The sequence below is a fragment of the Micromonospora sp. CNZ285 genome (assembly GCF_004637285.1).
Window position 1 is genome coordinate 483,369 of sequence record NZ_SPQD01000001.1, and the last position, 16,089, is coordinate 499,457.

Consider the following 16,089-nt stretch of genomic DNA (forward strand, 5'->3'; position numbering starts at 1 on the left):
CGTCGCCGGGAAGCGGTCAGCGCTTGGCGAGGAAGCTGCCGAGCGTGTCGAAGAGTCGCTCGGCGGCCCCGCCGACCAGGGTCGACCCGCTCGGCAGTGAGATGCCGGTGGCGAAGAGCCGGTCCGCGGCGCCGGTCACGACGGCTTCGCGGCCGAGGTGGGCCGGCTGTCGATGCATCGGCTTGAACATCGGGCGGCTTTCGATGTCATGACGCGCGAGGTGCTCGGCCAACTCGTCCGCCCGCCACCCCGCCTCGCTGGGCTCGACGATCAGCGAGGTGAGCCAGCAGTTCGATCCGGGATCGCCGTCACCGAGGATGCGTGTGCCCGGGACGGTGGCGAAGAGTTCGGCGTACCGCTTCCGGATCGCCCGGCGGCGCTCGATCATGCCCGTCAACCGTCGTAGCTGTGCTCGCCCGAGAGCGGCGAGCAGGTTGCTGAGCCGGTAGTTGTAGCCGATCTGCTGGTGCTCGTAGTGTGCGACCGGCTCTCGGGCCTGGGTGGCGAGATGACGCGCACGCTCGATCAGGGACGCGTCGTCGGAGATCAGCATCCCACCGCTCGACGTGGTCATGATCTTGTTTCCGTTGAAGGAGAAGACCCCCACCTGGCCGAAGGTGCCGGCATGCCGGGCGTTCCGGGTCGCGCCGAGAGCCTGTGCGGAATCCTCGACGAGCGGCACCCCGAACTCGGCGCAGACCGGCGATATCCGCTCGTAGTCGGCGCAGGAGCCGTTGAGGTCCACCGTCACCACGGCCGCCACTCGGCGTCCCTGCGCCCGGAGCCTGCCGAGCAGCGGTGGCAGCAGGCCGGGGTCGAGGTGGCCGCTGGCGGCATCGCAGTCCACGAAGATCGGTTCGGCGCCGGTGTAGGTCACGACGTTGGCGGTCGCTACGAACGTCATGGTGGGCACCACGACCACGGAACCCGGGCCGGCGCCGGCCACCGTCAACGCGAGGTGAAGGGCGGCGGTGCCGGAACTCACCCCGACCGCGTGCCCACCACCCACCCGCTCGGCCACTTCACGTTCGAAGGCATCGAGATCGGGCCCGGCGGGCGCGACCCAGCCGGAGCGGACCGCCGAAAGGATCAGTGCTTCCTCGGTCGGACCGACATCCGGCGGGGAGAGGTATATGCGTCCCAGGCTTCTCGCCCCGTCCTGGCGCGGAGCGGATCGAGCTGCCAATGGATGGTTCTGGGCCACGGTGCTGGTCTCCGTCACGAAGGTGAATGCTTCGGGCAGCACGCTGGGAAGCGTTACCACACGTGAATCGGGCCGTTGCGACGTCGGTCGCGCCCGGTCCATTGGTTCAACGTGCCGGCGGAGGTGGCGTTACGGTGTCCGGACGGATCGCGTCGGCGTACCCCTCGGAGGGCTCAGCGGGCATCGGGCAGACTGCTGCGGTACTCGGGGAAGAACTCCGAGGAGGCCGACCACGCCGGATCCCGCCGCATGCCCTCCTGCCGATGCGCGGAACACAGCCGTCCGTACGTCTGCTCGTCGATCACCCTCGTGCCGAGGTGGAACGGCACCAGCCCTCCGGGGGCGAAGGCCCGCTTGTACCGGAAGATGCCGTCGCCGGGGGTGTAACCGCCACCCAGGACGAACCTCGTCCGGCCCCGGGCGCGCCCCCACCGGCAGACTTCGACCTTGAGTAGATCGTTGGGCCGGAGATCGAAGGCGGCCTGGTCGGTGCCGCCGAGATACGAGTAGAGACTCAGTGCGGACACCAGCACCAGTTCCGTGGAGATGACCTTCCCCTCGTGGATCGCGTGGAAGAAGGCGAACTGCCCCGGCAACTCGTCGACGATCCGGGCGAAGAAGTCACGGGGGAAGTAGTAGCCACTGGCAGCGGCCCGCCGGTCCATGGTGCTCTCGTAGATGCCCACGAAGTCGTCGAGCCGCGCGCCGTCGAGGTCGACCTCGACAGTCACTCCGTTCCGGCGGGCCTTGTTGACGTTCTTCCGCACCTTGTGGTCGAACTCCCGCCACATGTCCTCGTCGCTGGTCCGCAGGTCACGCACCACGTTCAACTGCTTCTCCTGGACCGGGCCCGGCGGGGAGAGCCGCTCGTCCTCGAACAGCGACAGTCGGGTGACCTCGGACACCACGTGGCGGCGGGCGCAGAAGGCGTCGAACGACTCCCAGAACTCCTTGGCCTCCCGCTCGTCCGTGTCCTCCTGGAAGGCGCCGCCGTAGCCGTACGGACTGGTGATGTCGTGATACCGGCCAGGTGGCAGGCCCAGGTGCGGCGCGTCGACCGGGCGGAGCAGGAACGGATACAGCACGAAACCGTGCTCGGTCCGGGCGTACGCGGCCAGCGGCTCGTCCTGCGGCCCGGCGAACAACCGGAGGTAGGCCGGGTGGGCGAAGACCTCACGCCGGTCCCAGTCCCGGTGCAGAGCGCGCCAGCGCTCGTCGTCCGCCGGCTTGCGGGCGTCCAGGATCTCCAGTCGCATCTGCGCTCCCCGTCGCCTGGCCACGGCCGCCCCGATGGCGGCCGGCCACGTGTCGTCCGCTCTGGGTAACGAGGATCGGCCGGGACGGTGTCGACAGGGGCCGGGCCGGGTCAGGGCCAGTCGTCGCCCGCTTCGAGGCGCGCGCCGAGCAGCGCCGTCAGCGGAAGGGACTCCCCGTCGCGCCCGCCGCGGCCGATGACGAGTGACGGCGTGGACGGCTCCGGCCGGGCGCCGAGCAGCCGGGCGCGCAGCCCGGCCGGCACGGTCAGCAGGTAGTAGCGGCCCTCGGTGTCCACCGCCCGGCTCCGGGCCCGGTCCACATACCAGCCGACCAGCGGGGTGCGGTAGCGGCCGCGTCCGCTGTAGGGCGTGGCCACGAGCCGCTCGGTGCGCAGGCCGCGCCGGGCGGCCTCGGCCGCGAACCGGGCGACCAGCTCCGCGGCCTCGGCCTGCTCCGCGGCGCGCTGCCGGGCGTCGGCCTCGGCGTGCGCCCGCACCGCGTGGCGTCGCCGCTCCCGCCACCGCTCGTCGTCGTCGGCACCCACGACCGCGAGGGTACGCCCACCGCCGCGCCCGCCCGACCCGGCCGCTCCCGGGCCGGGCGGAGAAGGCGTGCCGGGCCGTCGCGCGACCACCTGCCGCCCTCGCGTCGATCGTCTAGAGTGCTGACGTCCGTCGCGCCCATCGAGGAGCCTGGTTCGTGCTGCACATCCGGGTGATCGCACCAGCGGACCGCACGTCCGACATCGCCGACATGCTTGCCGCGGACCCCGGCGTGACCCACCTGGTGGTGTTGCCGGGCGCGGCCCGTCAGCCGGCCGGCGACTACCTCACCTGCGACGTGGTCCGGGAGAGCGCCGACGGTGTCCTGCGCCGGCTGCGGGAGATGGGGGTCGAGGCGCGCGGGGCGATCGCCGCCGACGACGTGGAGCTGACCCTCTCGGCCGCCGCGGACCGGGCCGCCGAGGCGGCCCCGGGCCACGGTGACGACGCGCTGATCTGGGACGAGGTCGCCGCGAAGACGGGTGAGCAGACGGTGCTCACCGGCATCTTCCTGGCGCTGATCGTCGTCGCCACCATGATCGCCGGCATCGGCGTGCTGCTCGACCAGCCCATCCTCATCGTCGGCGCGATGGTCGTCGGCCCGGAGTTCGGCCCGCTCGCGGCGCTCTGTGTGGCGCTGCTGCGCGGCAAGGGGGGTGTCGTCGTCCGGTCGGTGCAGGCGCTCGTGGTCGGCTTCGTGGCGGCGATGCTCGCCACCGTGGTCAGCACCTGGGCGCTGGACGCGGCCGGTCTGGTGAGCCGGGAGATGCTGCTGGCCGAGCGGCCGTTGACGGACTTCATCTGGCGCCCGGACGCCCTGTCGTGGGTGGTCGGCCTGCTCGCCGGCATCGCCGGGATGCTGTCGCTGACCTCGAAGAAGTCCGGCTCCCTGGTCGGCGTCCTGATCTCGGTGACCACCGTGCCGGCGGCCGCGAACGTGGCGGTCGCCGCCGCGTACGGCGTCTGGCACGAGGCGGCCGGTTCCGCGCTCCAACTGGTCGTCAACCTGGCCGCCATCGTGCTGGCCGGTCTGCTCACGCTGCTGGTCCAGCGCTCCTGGTGGCGGCGTGTGGCGCGGCGGTCCCGGCAGCCGGTGCCCCGCCAGCGGGCCGACCGTGACCCGGCGTCCGCCCGGACCGATCCGTCGTCGGGCGGGCACCGGCCGAGCTGACTCGTTCGTGACGTCAGCCCGACCGGCGGCCGCAGACCGTCAGGCCAGACCGGCGCGGCGCAGCGCCTCCGCCATGGCGTCGTTCACCGGCGCCGCCGATCCGCCACCTCGTCCCTGCCGCTGCGACGGGCCACCGCGTGAGCCGCCCCGCTCACCCTGGCCGCCACGCCGGGCGCCGGCGTCGCCGCGCTGCCCGCCGCGGTCACCGCGCTGCCCGCCGCCGTCGCCGCGCTGCCCGCCACCGCGCCGGCCGCCGCGCTCCTCGCCGCCCGGACCCCCGGCGGCGGGACGGCCGCCGGCCGGCGCCTCGTCGTCCAGCCGCAGCGTCAGCGAGATCCGCTTGCGCGGCACGTCCACGTCGAGCACCCGGACCTTGACCACGTCGCCGGACTTCACGACGTCGCGCGGGTCCTTGACGAAGGTGTGCGACATGGCCGAGACGTGCACCAGTCCGTCCTGGTGCACGCCCACGTCGACGAACGCGCCGAACGCGGCCACGTTCGTCACCACGCCCTCCAGCACCATGCCGGGCGTCAGGTCGCTGATCTTCTCCACGCCCTCGACGAACGTCGCGGTACGGAACTCCGGACGCGGGTCACGGCCCGGCTTCTCCAGCTCGGCCAGGATGTCGGTGACGGTGGGCAGGCCGAACGTCTCGTCGACGAAGTCGGTCGCGCGCAGGCCGCGCAGGATGGCCGACTTGCCGATCAGCGCCCGCAGGTCCTGCCCGGTGGAGGAGAGGATGCGGCGCACCACCGGGTACGACTCCGGGTGCACGCTGGAGGAGTCGAGCGGGTCGTCGCCGCCGGGGATGCGCAGGAAGCCGGCGCACTGCTCGAACGCCTTCGGCCCGAGCCGGGGCACCTTCTTCAGCTCCGCCCGGGTGCGGAACGGCCCGTTGGCGTCGCGGTGCAGCACGATGTTCTCGGCCAGCCCGGCGCCGATGCCGGACACCCGGGTGAGCAGCGGCGCGGAGGCGGTGTTGACGTCCACGCCGACCGCGTTGACGCAGTCCTCGACCACCGCGTCGAGCGAGCGGGACAGCTTCACCTCGGACAGGTCGTGCTGGTACTGCCCGACGCCGATCGACCGCGGGTCGATCTTCACCAGCTCGGCCAGCGGATCCTGGAGGCGGCGGGCGATCGACACCGCGCCGCGCAGCGAGACGTCCAGGCCGGGCAGCTCCTGCGAGGCGTACGCGGAGGCGGAGTAGACCGACGCGCCGGCCTCGGAGACCACCACCTTGGTGAGCTTCAGCTCGGGGTGCCGCTTGATCAGGTCACCGGCGAGCTTGTCGGTCTCCCGGCTGGCGGTGCCGTTGCCGATCGCGACCAGCTCGACGCCGTGCGCGGCGGCGAGCGTGGCGAGCGTGTGCAGCGAGGCGTCCCACTGCCGGCGCGGCTCGTGCGGGTAGATGGTGTCGGTGGCGACCACCTTGCCGGTGGCGTCGACCACGGCGACCTTCACGCCGGTCCGCAGGCCCGGGTCGAGGCCCATCGTCGCCCGCGCCCCGGCGGGCGCGGCCAGCAGCAGGTCACGAAGGTTGGTGGCGAAGACCCGCACGGCCTCCTCCTCGGCCGCCTGCCACAGCCGCATCCGCAGGTCCGCGCCCAGGTGGATGAGGATCCGGGTACGCCAGGCCCAGCGCACCGTGTCGGCCAGCCACCGGTCGGCCGGACGCCCCTGGTCGCTGATGCCGAAGCGTCCGGCCACGGCGGCCTCGTACCGGCTCGGCCCGGTGGCGTCGGCGTCGCCGTCGGCCTCCGGGTCCATGGTCAGCTCCAGCACGCCCTCCTTCTCGCCGCGGAACACGGCGAGGATGCGGTGCGAGGGCAGCTTCGGGTACGGCTCGGCGAAGTCGAAGTAGTCGGCGAACTTCGCGCCCGCGGTCTCCTGGCCGTCGCGTACCCGGGAGACCAGCCGGCCCCGCGACCACATCTGCTCGCGCAGCGTGCCGATCAGGTCGGCGTCCTCGGCGAAGCGCTCGATCAGGATGGCCCGCGCCCCGTCCAGGGCGGCCGCGGCGTCCGCGACGCCCCTGTCCGGGTCGGCGAACCCGGCGGCGACCGCCTTCGGGTCCTGCGCCGGGTCGGCCAGGAGCGTGTCCGCGAGCGGCTCCAGCCCGGCCTCGCGGGCGATCTGCGCGCGGGTGCGCCGCTTCGGCTTGTAGGGCAGGTAGATGTCCTCCAGGCGGGACTTGGAGTCGGCGGCGAGGATCTGCGCCTCCAGCGCCTCGTCGAGTTTGCCCTGACTCCGGATCGACTCCAGCACCGCCGCGCGGCGCTCGTCCAGCTCGCGCAGGTAGCGCAGCCGCTCCTCCAGCGTGCGCAGCTGCGCGTCGTCGAGCAGGCCGGTGGCCTCCTTGCGGTAGCGGGCGATGAACGGCACTGTGGCGCCGCCGTCGAGCAGCTCGACTGCCGCCCGCACCTGCCGTTCGGCGACGCCGAGTTCCTCGGCGATCCGCTGGTGCACAGACTGGGTCACGATCTGATCCGCCTTCTCGGGTGGGTTCCGTCGTGCATTCTGCCGGTTGCCGTCGTACGCGCCGCACCGGCCGGACGGCGGGGCGGGCCGATATCCCGAAAACGGACTTCCGGCCCCAGAAACCCCTCTAGCCTCCAATCAGGTGATTTCCTACGGTTGTCTGGAGCCCGGGTGAGCGCTGAGAAAGTGGTCGTCATCGGTCAGGGGTACGTCGGCCTCCCGCTGGCCATGCGGGCCGTCGAGGCCGGCTTCGACGTGGTCGGGCTCGACGTCGACGCCGACCGGGTCAAGCGGCTCGCCTCCGGCGAGTCCTTCGTGGAGGACATCCTCGCGGACCGGCTGGGCCGGGCGCTCGGCAGCGGTCGCTACCTGCCGAGCACCGAGTACGCCGACGCCGAGGGTTTCGACGTCTGCGTGATCACGGTGCCGACGCCGCTGCGCGACGGCACGCCGGACCTGAGCTACGTGGAGCAGGCCGGGCGGGGCATCGGCCCGTACGTGCGGCAGGGCAGCACCGTGGTGCTGGAGTCGACGACCTACCCGGGCACCACCGAGGAACTGCTGCGTCCGCTGCTCGAGACGGCCAGCGGGCTGCACGCGCCCGGCGACTTCCACCTCGGGTACAGCCCGGAACGCATCGACCCCGGCAACCCGACCTGGCGGCTGGAGAACACACCGAAGGTCGTCTCCGGCGTGGACGAGCCCTCGCTGGAGCGGGTGGACGGGTTCTACCGCCGGATCGTGGACCGGACCGTGCCGGTGCCCTCCACCCGGGTCGCGGAGCTGACCAAGCTGATCGAGAACACGTTCCGCCAGGTGAACCTCGGCCTGATCAACGAACTCACTGTGCTCTCCCACCACCTGGGCATCGACGTCTGGCAGGCGATCGACGCCGCGGAGACGAAGCCGTTCGGGTTCATGCCCTTCCGGCCCGGCCCCGGGGTCGGCGGACACTGCCTGCCGATCGACCCCTGCTATCTGTCCTGGCAGGTCAAGCGGCGTCTGGGCCGCCAGTTCCGGTTCATCGAGCTGGCCAACGACGTCAACCACGAGATGCCCGAGCACGTGGCGCAGCGGGTGATGACCGGCCTGAACCGCACCGGCCGTGCCGTCAAGGGCGCGCGCCTGCTGATGCTCGGCCTGGCGTACAAGAAGAACACCGGGGACATGCGGGACTCGCCGGCGGTGGACGTCGCCCGGCGGTTGTGCGACCTCGGTGCCGACGTCCGCGCCGCCGAGCCGTACGCCGAGGCGCACCAGATCCCGGGTGGGGTGCTCGTCGTGCCGCTGACCGAGCAGGAGGTCGACGCGGCCGACGCGGTGGTCGTCGCGACCGACCACGACGTCTTCGACTACGAGATGGTGTCCCGGCGGGCCCGCTACGTGTTCGACGCCCGCAACAGGTGCTCCGGGCCGGTGGTCGAGCGCCTCTAGGCACACCCTGCCCGGCCCGCCGCCGGCTGCGCTAGCGTGGCGATCATGGAGGCACCTGCGGATCCGCGGGCCCGGCGGCTGTTCGGCGGCAGCGCCCGGGCGCTCGGCGACCTGGCCGCCGGCCCGTTCCGGGCCGACCGGGACCGGATCGTCGGCTCGCCGTTCTTCGCCCGGCTGGGCGGCGTGACCCAGGTGATCAGCCCGGGCGGGTCCGGGCTGCTCGTGCACAACCGGCTCACCCACAGCCTGAAGGTGGCCCAGGTGGCCCGGGCGATCGCCGAGCGGCTCATGGCCGACCCGGCGCACCGGGACCTGCTGGACAAGCTCGGCGGCTGCGACCCGGAGGTGGTGGAGGCCGCCGCGCTCGCGCACGACCTCGGGCACCCGCCGTTCGGGCACCTGGGGGAGCGGGTGCTCGACCGGCTGGCCCGGCAGCGACTCGGGCTGGCCGACGGCTTCGAGGGCAACGCCCAGTCGTACCGGATCGTCACCAGCACCGAGATCCGTGGCGCGGCGACCACCGGGCTGGACCTGACCGCGGCGGTCCGGGCCGCCATGCTGAAGTACCCGTGGACCCGGCTGGACCATCCCGACCCGCACCCGCGCCACCTCGAACCGGCGCCCCGGGGCGCGGCGGCCCCGCCGGAGGACCCGGAGAGCGGTTCGGTGAAGTTCGGCGCGTACCGCACCGAGCTGGACGACCTGCGCCAGGCACGGGAGCCGTTCGCCGGGCGGATCCCGGACTGGCAGCAGACGCCCGAGGCGTCGGTGATGGACACCGCCGACGACATCGCGTACGCGATCCACGACGTGGAGGACTTCTACCGCGTCGGGGTGCTGCAGCAGGGCACCGTGGCGGCCGAGCTGATGGCCTGGCAGCGCGAGTGCGGGCACCTGCGGTCGATCACCGCCTCGGCGCTGGAGGCGGCGGGCCGGCGGCCGGGCGCGGCGATCGAGCGGCTGCGCCGGCAACTGCACCGCAAGGACGGCTGGATCGCCGACGACGAGGCGTTCGCCGCCGCTGTCGAGCACGTCCGCGAGGAACTGGTGGAAGGGCTGCTCGCGCTGCCGTTCGACGGCTCGATCGAGGCGGAGCAGTACGTGGCCCGGTTCTCCGCCCGCTGGTCCACCCGTTTCGTGGACGCCATCACCGTGACGCCGGACCCGGACGTCCGCTCCGGGTACGTGCTGCTGGCGAAGGCGCAGTGGCACGAGGTGCAGGTGCTCAAGTTCGTGCACCACCGGTTCGTGCTGGCCCGGCCGGACCTGGCCCTGCACCAGCGCGGCCAAGCCCGGCTGCTGGGCACACTGGTGGAGGCGCTCTGGGAGTGGCTGCTGGACCCGGACGAGGAGTCGCGGCTGCCGCGCCGGCTGCACGACCTGGTGGAGCTGGCCGAGGCGGAGCTGCACCCGCGGACCCCGGACCGGATCGGCCGGGCCCGGGGCCGGGCGATCATCGACTTCGTCGCGCAGCTCACCGACGGTCAGGCGGTGGCGATGCTCGACGCGTTGTCGGGCCGCTCGGGCGCGCTGTGGACGGACGCCTTCGTGCTCTGAGCCGGCCGAGAGCACGACGGCGACCACGCCACCCAGGGGTCGCGCCGGGTCAGGCGACCGACTGCCACCAGCCGTCCACCGCCGGCGGCTCGTCGACCACCACCCGCTCGCCGGGCCGTGGCACTGCGAGCCGCACGTCGCGCGCCTTCGCCTCGGCCCAGAGCCGGTCCACCGGTTCGGACCAGTCGTGCAGGGCCAGGTTGAACGTGCCCCAGTGCACCGGCACCAGCAGTCCGCCGCGCACGTCGAGGTGGGCGGCGACCGCCTCCTCCGGGAACATGTGGATGTGCGGCCACGCCCTGTCGTACGCGCCGATCTGCATGAGCGTCAGGTCGAACGGGCCGTGCTCGGCGCCGATCGCGGCGTACCCGTCGAAGTAGCCGGAGTCGCCCGTGTAGAAGACCTTCCGGTGCGCACCGGTGATCGTCCAGGAGCTCCACAGCGTGCCGTCGCGGCGCAGCCCGCGCCCGGAGAAGTGCTGCGCGGCGGTCGCGGTGAGCGTCAGCCCGCCCGCCCGGTGGCTCTCCGACCAGTCCAGCTCGACGATGCGGTGCTCGGGTACGCCCCAGCGGGCCAGGTGGGCGCCGACGCCGAGCGGCACCACGAACGGCGCGGACTGGAGGTCGGCCAGCGCGCGGACGGTCTCCATGTCGAGGTGGTCGTAGTGGTCGTGCGAGATCAGCACCGCGTCGAGCGGGGGCAGGTCGGTGAGCCGGACCGGCGGCTCGTGGATGCGCCGGGGGCCGACCAGCCCGGACGGGGAGCACCTGTCGCTCCACACCGGGTCGAGCAGCACCCGGTGCCCCTCGATCTCGACGAGCGTGGAGGCGTGGCCGTACCAGACGACGTTCAGCTCGCGGGCCGGGTCGGCGGCCGGTGCGGCACCGGGGCGCAGCAGCGGCACCGGGCTGCCCGGCCGCCGCTTCTGCTTACCGAAGACCAGCTCCCGGAGCAGGTTGCGGCCCGGGTCGGCGACCATCGTGGCGCTGGCGCCGGCCGGGTTGTGGAACGTGCCGTCGCGGAAGCGCGGTGACCGGGCCGCCCGGTCCGCCCGGGCGCCGGTGAGTCGGCCGCCGAGCTGGGCGGGCACGTCCCGCGCCGCCCAGGCCAGCCCGGCGACGGCGGCCAGCCCGGCGAGCTTCCACACCCGCCCGCCGCGCGTCCGGTCCGGTTCCCGCCCCGTTGGTTCCCGCATACTCGTCCCTCCGCCGTGTCCCGTCGTACACGGTAACCACCGTCGTCCCGGTCCGCCCGCGCGACGTCCCGCCCACGGGACGGCCCGCCCCCGCACGGCAGCCACCCACGCGGCGGTCAGGGCAGCCGGCGGCGTACTGCGGACGCCACAGTCGCCGCGCGTCCGCCCACAGCCCGGACCACCTGGGACACGTCGGGCAGCCACCCGCCCCGGACCGCCTCACCGGCCGGGTTCGGCGTGAACACGATGCCCTCGTGCGCGGCGACCGGCTGCCGGGTCAGCCCGGCCAGGCGCATCAGCGGCCCGACCAGCACGTCGTACACGCCGGGCAGGACGGTGAAGCCGAAGCGCATGACCACGTTGAGCCGCCCCACCGACACCTCCCGGCGCGGCCGGTCGAGGCAGTGGACGATGGCCCGCGCCACCCGTTCGGGCGAGGCGATCGGGGGCGGCGGCCGTCCGATCCGGCCCAGGTAGTTGGCCGCCTGCCGGTAGACGGGCGTGTCGACGCTGCCCGGGTTGACCAGGCAGATCGCGACGCCCGGCGTCTCCCGCGCCTCCTGCTGGAGCGTGCGGGCCAGTCCCTGCAGGCCCCACTTGGCCGCCACGTAGCCGCTCATGTAGGGCGCGGTGATGTGCCCGAGCACCGAGCCGGTGAGCACGAGCGTGCCGCCGCCGGCGGCCCGGAACCGGCGCAGCGCCTCCCGGGCCACCCCGGCGGCGGCCAGCAGGTCGGTGCGGACGACCTGCTCGAACACCTCGGCCGGGGTCTCGTCGAAGCGGCCGTAGGACATCACCGCGGCGGTGTGCACCCAGGCGTCGACGCGGCCGTACTCGGCCCGCGCCGCGTCGGCCAGCGCGGCCACCGCGCCGGGCTCGGTCACGTCCGTCGGTACGGCGATCGCCCGCGCACCGGCCGCCCGGCACTCGTCGCGTACCTCGTCGAGCGTCGCGGGGGAGCGGGCCGCGAGGACCAGCCGGTCCCCGCGGCCCGCCAGCTCCCTGGCGGTCGCCCGGCCGATCCCGCTGGTCGCGCCGGTGACGACCACCGTCCGGGTCACGGCGCCAGCACGACCTTGACGCAGCCGTCCTCCTTCTTCTGGAACATCTCGTACGCGCGCGGCGCGTCGGTCAGCGGCAGCCGGTGGGTCCGCAGGTCCTCCACGCCCAGCGGGTCGTCGTCGCGCTCCAGCAGCGGGATGATCTCGTCGACCCAGCGCCGCACGTGGCACTGGCCCATGCGCAGCTGGATGCCCCTGTCGAACATCTCCATCAGCGGCATCGGGTCCTGCTCGCCGCCGTACACGCCGGAGATCGACACGGTGCCGCCGCGCCGCACGGCCTTGAGCGCGGCGTGCAGCACCACGAGCCGGTCCACGCCGGCCTTGTCGGTCATCGCCTGGGCCAGTTTGTCCGGCAGCAGCCCGGCGGCGGTCTGGGCCATCTTGCCCAGCGGCGCGCCGTGCGCCTCCATGCCGACGGCGTCGATCACCGCGTCCGGGCCGCGCCCGTCGACCAGGTCGATGAGCGTGCCGGGCACGTCGTCGAGCTGGCTGACGTCGAGCACCTCGATGCCGTGGCGGCGGGCCATCTCCAGCCGCTCGGGCACCAGGTCCAGCCCGATCACGCGGCCGGCGCCGAGGTGGCGGCCGATCCGGGCGCTGAACTGCCCGACCGGGCCGAGCCCGAACACGGCGAGCGTGCCGCCGGGCGGGGTGTCCGCGTACTTCACCGCCTGCCAGGCGGTGGGCAGGATGTCGGACAGGTAGAGCCAGCGCTCGTCCGGGCCGCTGTCCGGGATCGTGATCGGGCCGAACTGGGCCTGCGGCACGCGTAGGTACTCGGCCTGGCCGCCGGGGATCGAGCCGTACAGCGAGGTGTAGCCGAACAGGGACGCGCCCTTGCCCTGGCTGGTCACCTGCGTGGTCTCGCACTGCGCGTAGAGCTGCCGCTCGCACATCCAGCACGAGCCGCAGGAGATGTTGAACGGGATGACCACGCGGTCACCCTTCTTGAGCCGGGTCACGCCGGACCCGACCTCCTCGACGATGCCCATCGGCTCGTGCCCGAGGATGTCGCCGGGCTTCAGGTACGGCCCGAGCACCTCGTACAGGTGCAGGTCGGAACCGCAGATGGCGGTCGAGGTGATCCGGACGATCGCGTCGGTCGGCTCCTCGATCCGGGGGTCCGGGACGTCCTCGACGCGAACGTCCCGCTTGCCGTGCCAGGTCAGTGCCTTCATGCCTGTCTGTCCCCTCTCCGGTGCCGTCCATCGGACTGCTACCCGGCAGGGGGCCGTTGAATCGGCGGCGGCGGTCACCGTGGCGTGAGGTCGACCGTCAGGGCGATGGTGCTGGTGCTGGCCGCGGTGACGGCGAGGGCGCCGATGTCGAGGCGGCGGCCGGTGCGGTCGGTGACGGCGCCGGCCGCGAGCCGCAGGCCGGCGACGGGCGTGCCGAGCGCCGCCGACGCGGCCTCCAGCAGCCGCCGCCGGGCCACCGCCACGGCGACCCGGACCGGGGTACGGGTTCCGACCGCCGGATGGGGTGCGCCACGCGTCCGGCCCGCTGCCGGCCGTGGCGGTGGCACACGGACGCGCCGGCGCGGCACGGACAGCCCGTCGGCGATCAGTTCGGCGGCCGAGGTGTCGCCGTCGTACCGGTCCGGCGGCAGCGTGAACGACACGGTCCCGTCCGGGTCGACCTCGACGGAGATGAGCGCCGCCCCGGGCAGGGCCGCGGCCGTCATGATCTCGCCGAGGCCGAGCAGCCCGGCCACGTCCGGCGACGGCGTCCGGGCGGCGCCCGGGTACGCCGCGGTGAGTTCGGCGGCGGCCACGAGGACCGGCGCGGCCAGCACGTAGCCCAGGAACGGGGGGAGGGGCGCGGTCATGGTGCTCACCCGGGCGCTCGTCGCCGCAGCCGGGGACGGGAGGCGCCCCGGCTGCGACGCGGTGGTCAGAACTCGCGGTTGCCGAGCGGGATCTCGATGTTGATGGACTGCCCCTCGGACAGGAACAGCAGGGCGAGCTTGCGGAGGAACTCGTCGAACAGCCAGTAGCACTCCGGTGCGAGCGGGAACGGCAGCAGCGCCTCCCGGACCGCGATGAACGGGCCCCAGCTCGTCCGCAGCAGCGTGTCCCAGAGCAGGTCGCGCGGGATCTCCAGCCAGTTGGCGATCTGGTTGCCGAGCATGAACCGGGTGAACGAGCCGAGGATGGGCTTGCTGAGCAGCCCGGCGTCGATCTCCCTGCCGAGGCCGAGCAGGATGTCGGCGAGCGCGTTGCCCTCGCGGGTGGGTGCCAGGATCGGGTCGAGGACCTCGCTGGCCTGGGCGTTCGCCTCGCTCCACGTGGCCGGGATGTACTCGTCCCTGATGCCGAGCATGTGCGCGGCCACCTGCCACAGGTGCAGGAAGGCGGTCGACTCGGCGGCGGGGATCGGCACCCGCCAGTCGGTCAGCTTCCGCATGACCGTGGTCGGCAGGCTGTGCCAGGTGACCATCAGGTCGCGCTGGCTGATCGGGATGTCCTCGGGTGCGACGTCGGCCCACTCGGGCGACTGCGGCAGGAGGTGACGCACGCCGGCGTGCGCCATCCGGGTCTTGACGGCGGTCACGATCATCGAGCCGTCGGGCTGGTACGCGTTGGCGGTGCCGATGTCGTATCCGAGCTTGGCGGTCTTGGAGATGCGGTCCTTCATGTCCGCGCCGCCCTTGGAGTAGTAGACGGCGCGCGCCTCCTTCGGGATGACGGTGCTCATCATGCCGCTGGCCAGGCCGTAGAGCACGCCGAGGTAGAGGCCGCGCTTCTCGTTGAAGCGCACGGCGGTGGCCAGCTTGCCCTGGTCGACCCAGGACGGCAGCACGCGTGCGCGTTCGATGAACTGGCGCACGTCCGCCGGGAGGCCGGACGGCAGCGGCTGGCCGTTCTTCGTCCACGTCCGCAGCAGTTGGTTGACCAGTGGTGCGTCGCCCCGGTCCAGGAGCGAGGCGACGAGCGGGTCGGCCTCCTCGTCCCACACCCAGCGCGGGTCCACGCCCGCCCCGGCGCCGGCCACCGATCCCTTGGGCGACCAGGTCCACGCCGATCGCGCCTGTGCCGGCGCGGCGACGCTCAGCGCGCCGAGCGCGCCCAGTGCTCCGCCGGCCTTCAACATCTTGCGTCTGCTTACCGGTTCCACGTTCACTCCTCGGGGTCGAGGCCGCTGATACGGTGAAACGAATGTTGCGCCCGTGTATCACATGAGAGCACGTGGTAACGGTGTCCACAAGGCTCACGATGACAACTGTCGATGGATCAAGAAGAGGGGAGCCCACCGTGGCGGTGGTCGAGGGGATGCTGTCGGGCAGGGTCGCGTGGGTGACCGGAGCCAGTCAGGGCGTCGGCGCGGCGATCGCCGAGGGGCTGGCCCGGGCCGGCGCGTCGGTGATCCTCCAGTCCCGGCGGCCGGACGCGCTGGACGAGGTGCGGGACCGGATCGCGGCCGGCGGCGGCACGGCGGAGGTGGTCGCCGGTGACGTCGCCGACGAGTCGGCCGCGAACGCCGTGGTGGCCCTGGCGCGGCGGCGGTGGGGGCGGCTCGACGTCCTGGTCAACAACGCCGGCATCAGCCCGGCGCTGCACCGCAGCGAGCGGCTCAGCCTCGGTGACTGGCAGCAGGTGATCGACACCAACCTGTCCGGGGTGTTCGTCTGCGCCCGCGCGGCCGGCGCGCTCATGGTCGAGCAGGGCGCGGGCAGCATCGTCAACATGTCCTCCGTGCACGGTCAGGTCGGCTTCCCGCGCCTGGCCGCGTACAGCGCCAGCAAGGGCGGCGTCGAGCAGCTCACCCGCACGCTGGCGCTGGAGTGGGCGGCGGCGGGCGTGCGCGTCAACGCGGTGGCGCCCGGCTATCTGGAGACGCCGATGACCGAGGGGCTGCGGGGCCACGAGCAGTGGTCGAAGCGGCTGCGCGACCGCATCCCGATGGGGCGGTTCGGCCGTCCCGAGGAGGTGGTCGGCGCGGTGCTGTTCCTGGCCTCGGACGCCGCGAGCTACGTCACCGGCAGCGTGTTGCACGTGGACGGTGGCTGGACCGCGCAGTGACCGGCGGGCCGTTTGGTTAGTCCGCGTTCGTCGCCAGGTTGCCGTTACGACGCTATACCGCGCCAGATCGCGGCCACTCCTTCCCAGAAAGTTAACCCTCGTTTACAGTGCTGCCATCGGCTGCGGAACCCGCGCGGGCACCACGGCGAGGGGTGCGGC

At 73.2% G+C, this 16,089-nt stretch carries 13 protein-coding genes; 4 read left to right on the top strand and 9 right to left on the bottom strand.

The genetic code is table 11. The features are described from left to right. Positions 1 to 16 precede the first annotated feature (16 nt). The 3 genes from CLT75_RS02255 to CLT75_RS02265 form a co-directional block, all read right to left on the bottom strand. Entirely contained in the window at positions 17 to 1,246 is a 1,230-nt protein-coding gene (locus CLT75_RS02255) for a DegT/DnrJ/EryC1/StrS family aminotransferase (protein WP_486485037.1), read from the bottom strand. Positions 1,247 to 1,377: 131 nt separating this feature from the next. Beyond that, complete coding sequence (locus CLT75_RS02260; RefSeq protein WP_135239254.1) at positions 1,378 to 2,460, bottom strand: GNAT family N-acetyltransferase; 1,083 nt, start codon at positions 2,458 to 2,460, stop codon at positions 1,378 to 1,380. A gap of 110 nt (positions 2,461 to 2,570) precedes the next feature. Continuing rightward, a complete protein-coding gene (locus CLT75_RS02265; RefSeq protein ID WP_135239255.1) occupies positions 2,571 to 3,005 on the bottom strand; it encodes a hypothetical protein in 435 nt (144 codons plus the stop codon). A gap of 155 nt (positions 3,006 to 3,160) precedes the next feature. On the opposite strand from CLT75_RS02265, the gene CLT75_RS02270 reads away from it, so the two are divergent. Further along, positions 3,161 to 4,174, top strand: coding sequence for a DUF389 domain-containing protein (locus CLT75_RS02270; RefSeq protein WP_135239256.1), 1,014 nt, complete (start codon positions 3,161 to 3,163; stop codon positions 4,172 to 4,174). 39 nt (positions 4,175 to 4,213) lie between these two features. Here CLT75_RS02270 and CLT75_RS02275 read toward each other — a convergent pair whose 3' ends face one another. After that, a complete protein-coding gene (locus tag CLT75_RS02275; protein ID WP_135239257.1) occupies positions 4,214 to 6,658 on the bottom strand; it encodes a Tex family protein in 2,445 nt (814 codons plus the stop codon). A 171-nt stretch (positions 6,659 to 6,829) separates the two neighbouring features. Between CLT75_RS02275 and CLT75_RS02280 the strand changes: the two genes are divergently transcribed. Both CLT75_RS02280 and CLT75_RS02285 read left to right on the top strand, forming a co-directional pair. Next, positions 6,830 to 8,092 (top strand): nucleotide sugar dehydrogenase, encoded by a 1,263-nt coding sequence (locus tag CLT75_RS02280; protein ID WP_135239258.1) that lies wholly within the window; start codon positions 6,830 to 6,832, stop codon positions 8,090 to 8,092. Between the two features lie 45 nt (positions 8,093 to 8,137). Next, a complete protein-coding gene (locus tag CLT75_RS02285) occupies positions 8,138 to 9,649 on the top strand; it encodes a dGTP triphosphohydrolase (RefSeq protein ID WP_135239259.1) in 1,512 nt (503 codons plus the stop codon). Positions 9,650 to 9,698: 49 nt separating this feature from the next. Here the strand turns inward: CLT75_RS02285 and CLT75_RS02290 are convergent, their stop codons facing one another. The 5 genes from CLT75_RS02290 to CLT75_RS02310 all read right to left on the bottom strand — a co-directional run bounded on the left by CLT75_RS02290 (position 9,699) and on the right by CLT75_RS02310 (position 15,001). Then, entirely contained in the window at positions 9,699 to 10,844 is a 1,146-nt protein-coding gene (locus CLT75_RS02290) for an MBL fold metallo-hydrolase (protein ID WP_135239260.1), read from the bottom strand. Positions 10,845 to 10,960: 116 nt separating this feature from the next. Beyond that, on the bottom strand, positions 10,961 to 11,905 hold the full coding sequence (locus CLT75_RS02295) for an SDR family NAD(P)-dependent oxidoreductase (protein ID WP_135239261.1): 945 nt from the start codon (positions 11,903 to 11,905) through the stop codon (positions 10,961 to 10,963). Next, positions 11,902 to 13,086, bottom strand: a complete 1,185-nt coding sequence (locus tag CLT75_RS02300; protein WP_091423722.1) for a zinc-dependent alcohol dehydrogenase — start codon at positions 13,084 to 13,086, stop codon at positions 11,902 to 11,904. The genes CLT75_RS02295 and CLT75_RS02300 overlap by 4 nt, the downstream gene beginning before the upstream one ends. A gap of 74 nt (positions 13,087 to 13,160) precedes the next feature. Then, positions 13,161 to 13,736 carry an isoquinoline 1-oxidoreductase gene (locus CLT75_RS02305; protein WP_135239262.1) on the bottom strand — a complete coding sequence of 192 codons (576 nt, stop codon included), beginning with the start codon at positions 13,734 to 13,736 and terminating at the stop codon, positions 13,161 to 13,163. 65 nt (positions 13,737 to 13,801) lie between these two features. Further along, positions 13,802 to 15,001: an oxygenase MpaB family protein gene (locus CLT75_RS02310; RefSeq protein ID WP_486485038.1), complete on the bottom strand. Its 1,200-nt coding sequence runs from the start codon at positions 14,999 to 15,001 to the stop codon at positions 13,802 to 13,804. A gap of 179 nt (positions 15,002 to 15,180) precedes the next feature. Here CLT75_RS02310 and CLT75_RS02315 point away from each other — a divergent pair, with 179 nt between their 5' ends. Further along, positions 15,181 to 15,930 (top strand): SDR family NAD(P)-dependent oxidoreductase, encoded by a 750-nt coding sequence (locus CLT75_RS02315; RefSeq protein ID WP_486485326.1) that lies wholly within the window; start codon positions 15,181 to 15,183, stop codon positions 15,928 to 15,930. The last annotated feature ends 159 nt before the right edge of the window (positions 15,931 to 16,089 follow it).

Bases quoted from the DNA above. Each gene is read 5' to 3' on its own strand.
- CLT75_RS02260 (WP_135239254.1), bottom strand. From the start codon at position 2,460: ATGCGACTGGAGATCCTGGACGCCCGCAAGCCGGCGGACGACGAGCGC.
- CLT75_RS02285 (WP_135239259.1), top strand. From the start codon at position 8,138: ATGGAGGCACCTGCGGATCCGCGGGCCCGGCGGCTGTTCGGCGGCAGC.
- CLT75_RS02290 (WP_135239260.1), bottom strand. From the start codon at position 10,844: ATGCGGGAACCAACGGGGCGGGAACCGGACCGGACGCGCGGCGGGCGG.
- CLT75_RS02300 (WP_091423722.1), bottom strand. From the start codon at position 13,086: ATGAAGGCACTGACCTGGCACGGCAAGCGGGACGTTCGCGTCGAGGAC.
- CLT75_RS02305 (WP_135239262.1), bottom strand. From the start codon at position 13,736: ATGACCGCGCCCCTCCCCCCGTTCCTGGGCTACGTGCTGGCCGCGCCG.
- CLT75_RS02310 (WP_486485038.1), bottom strand. From the start codon at position 15,001: ATGTTGAAGGCCGGCGGAGCACTGGGCGCGCTCGGCGCGCTGAGCGTC.
- CLT75_RS02315 (WP_486485326.1), top strand. From the start codon at position 15,181: ATGCTGTCGGGCAGGGTCGCGTGGGTGACCGGAGCCAGTCAGGGCGTC.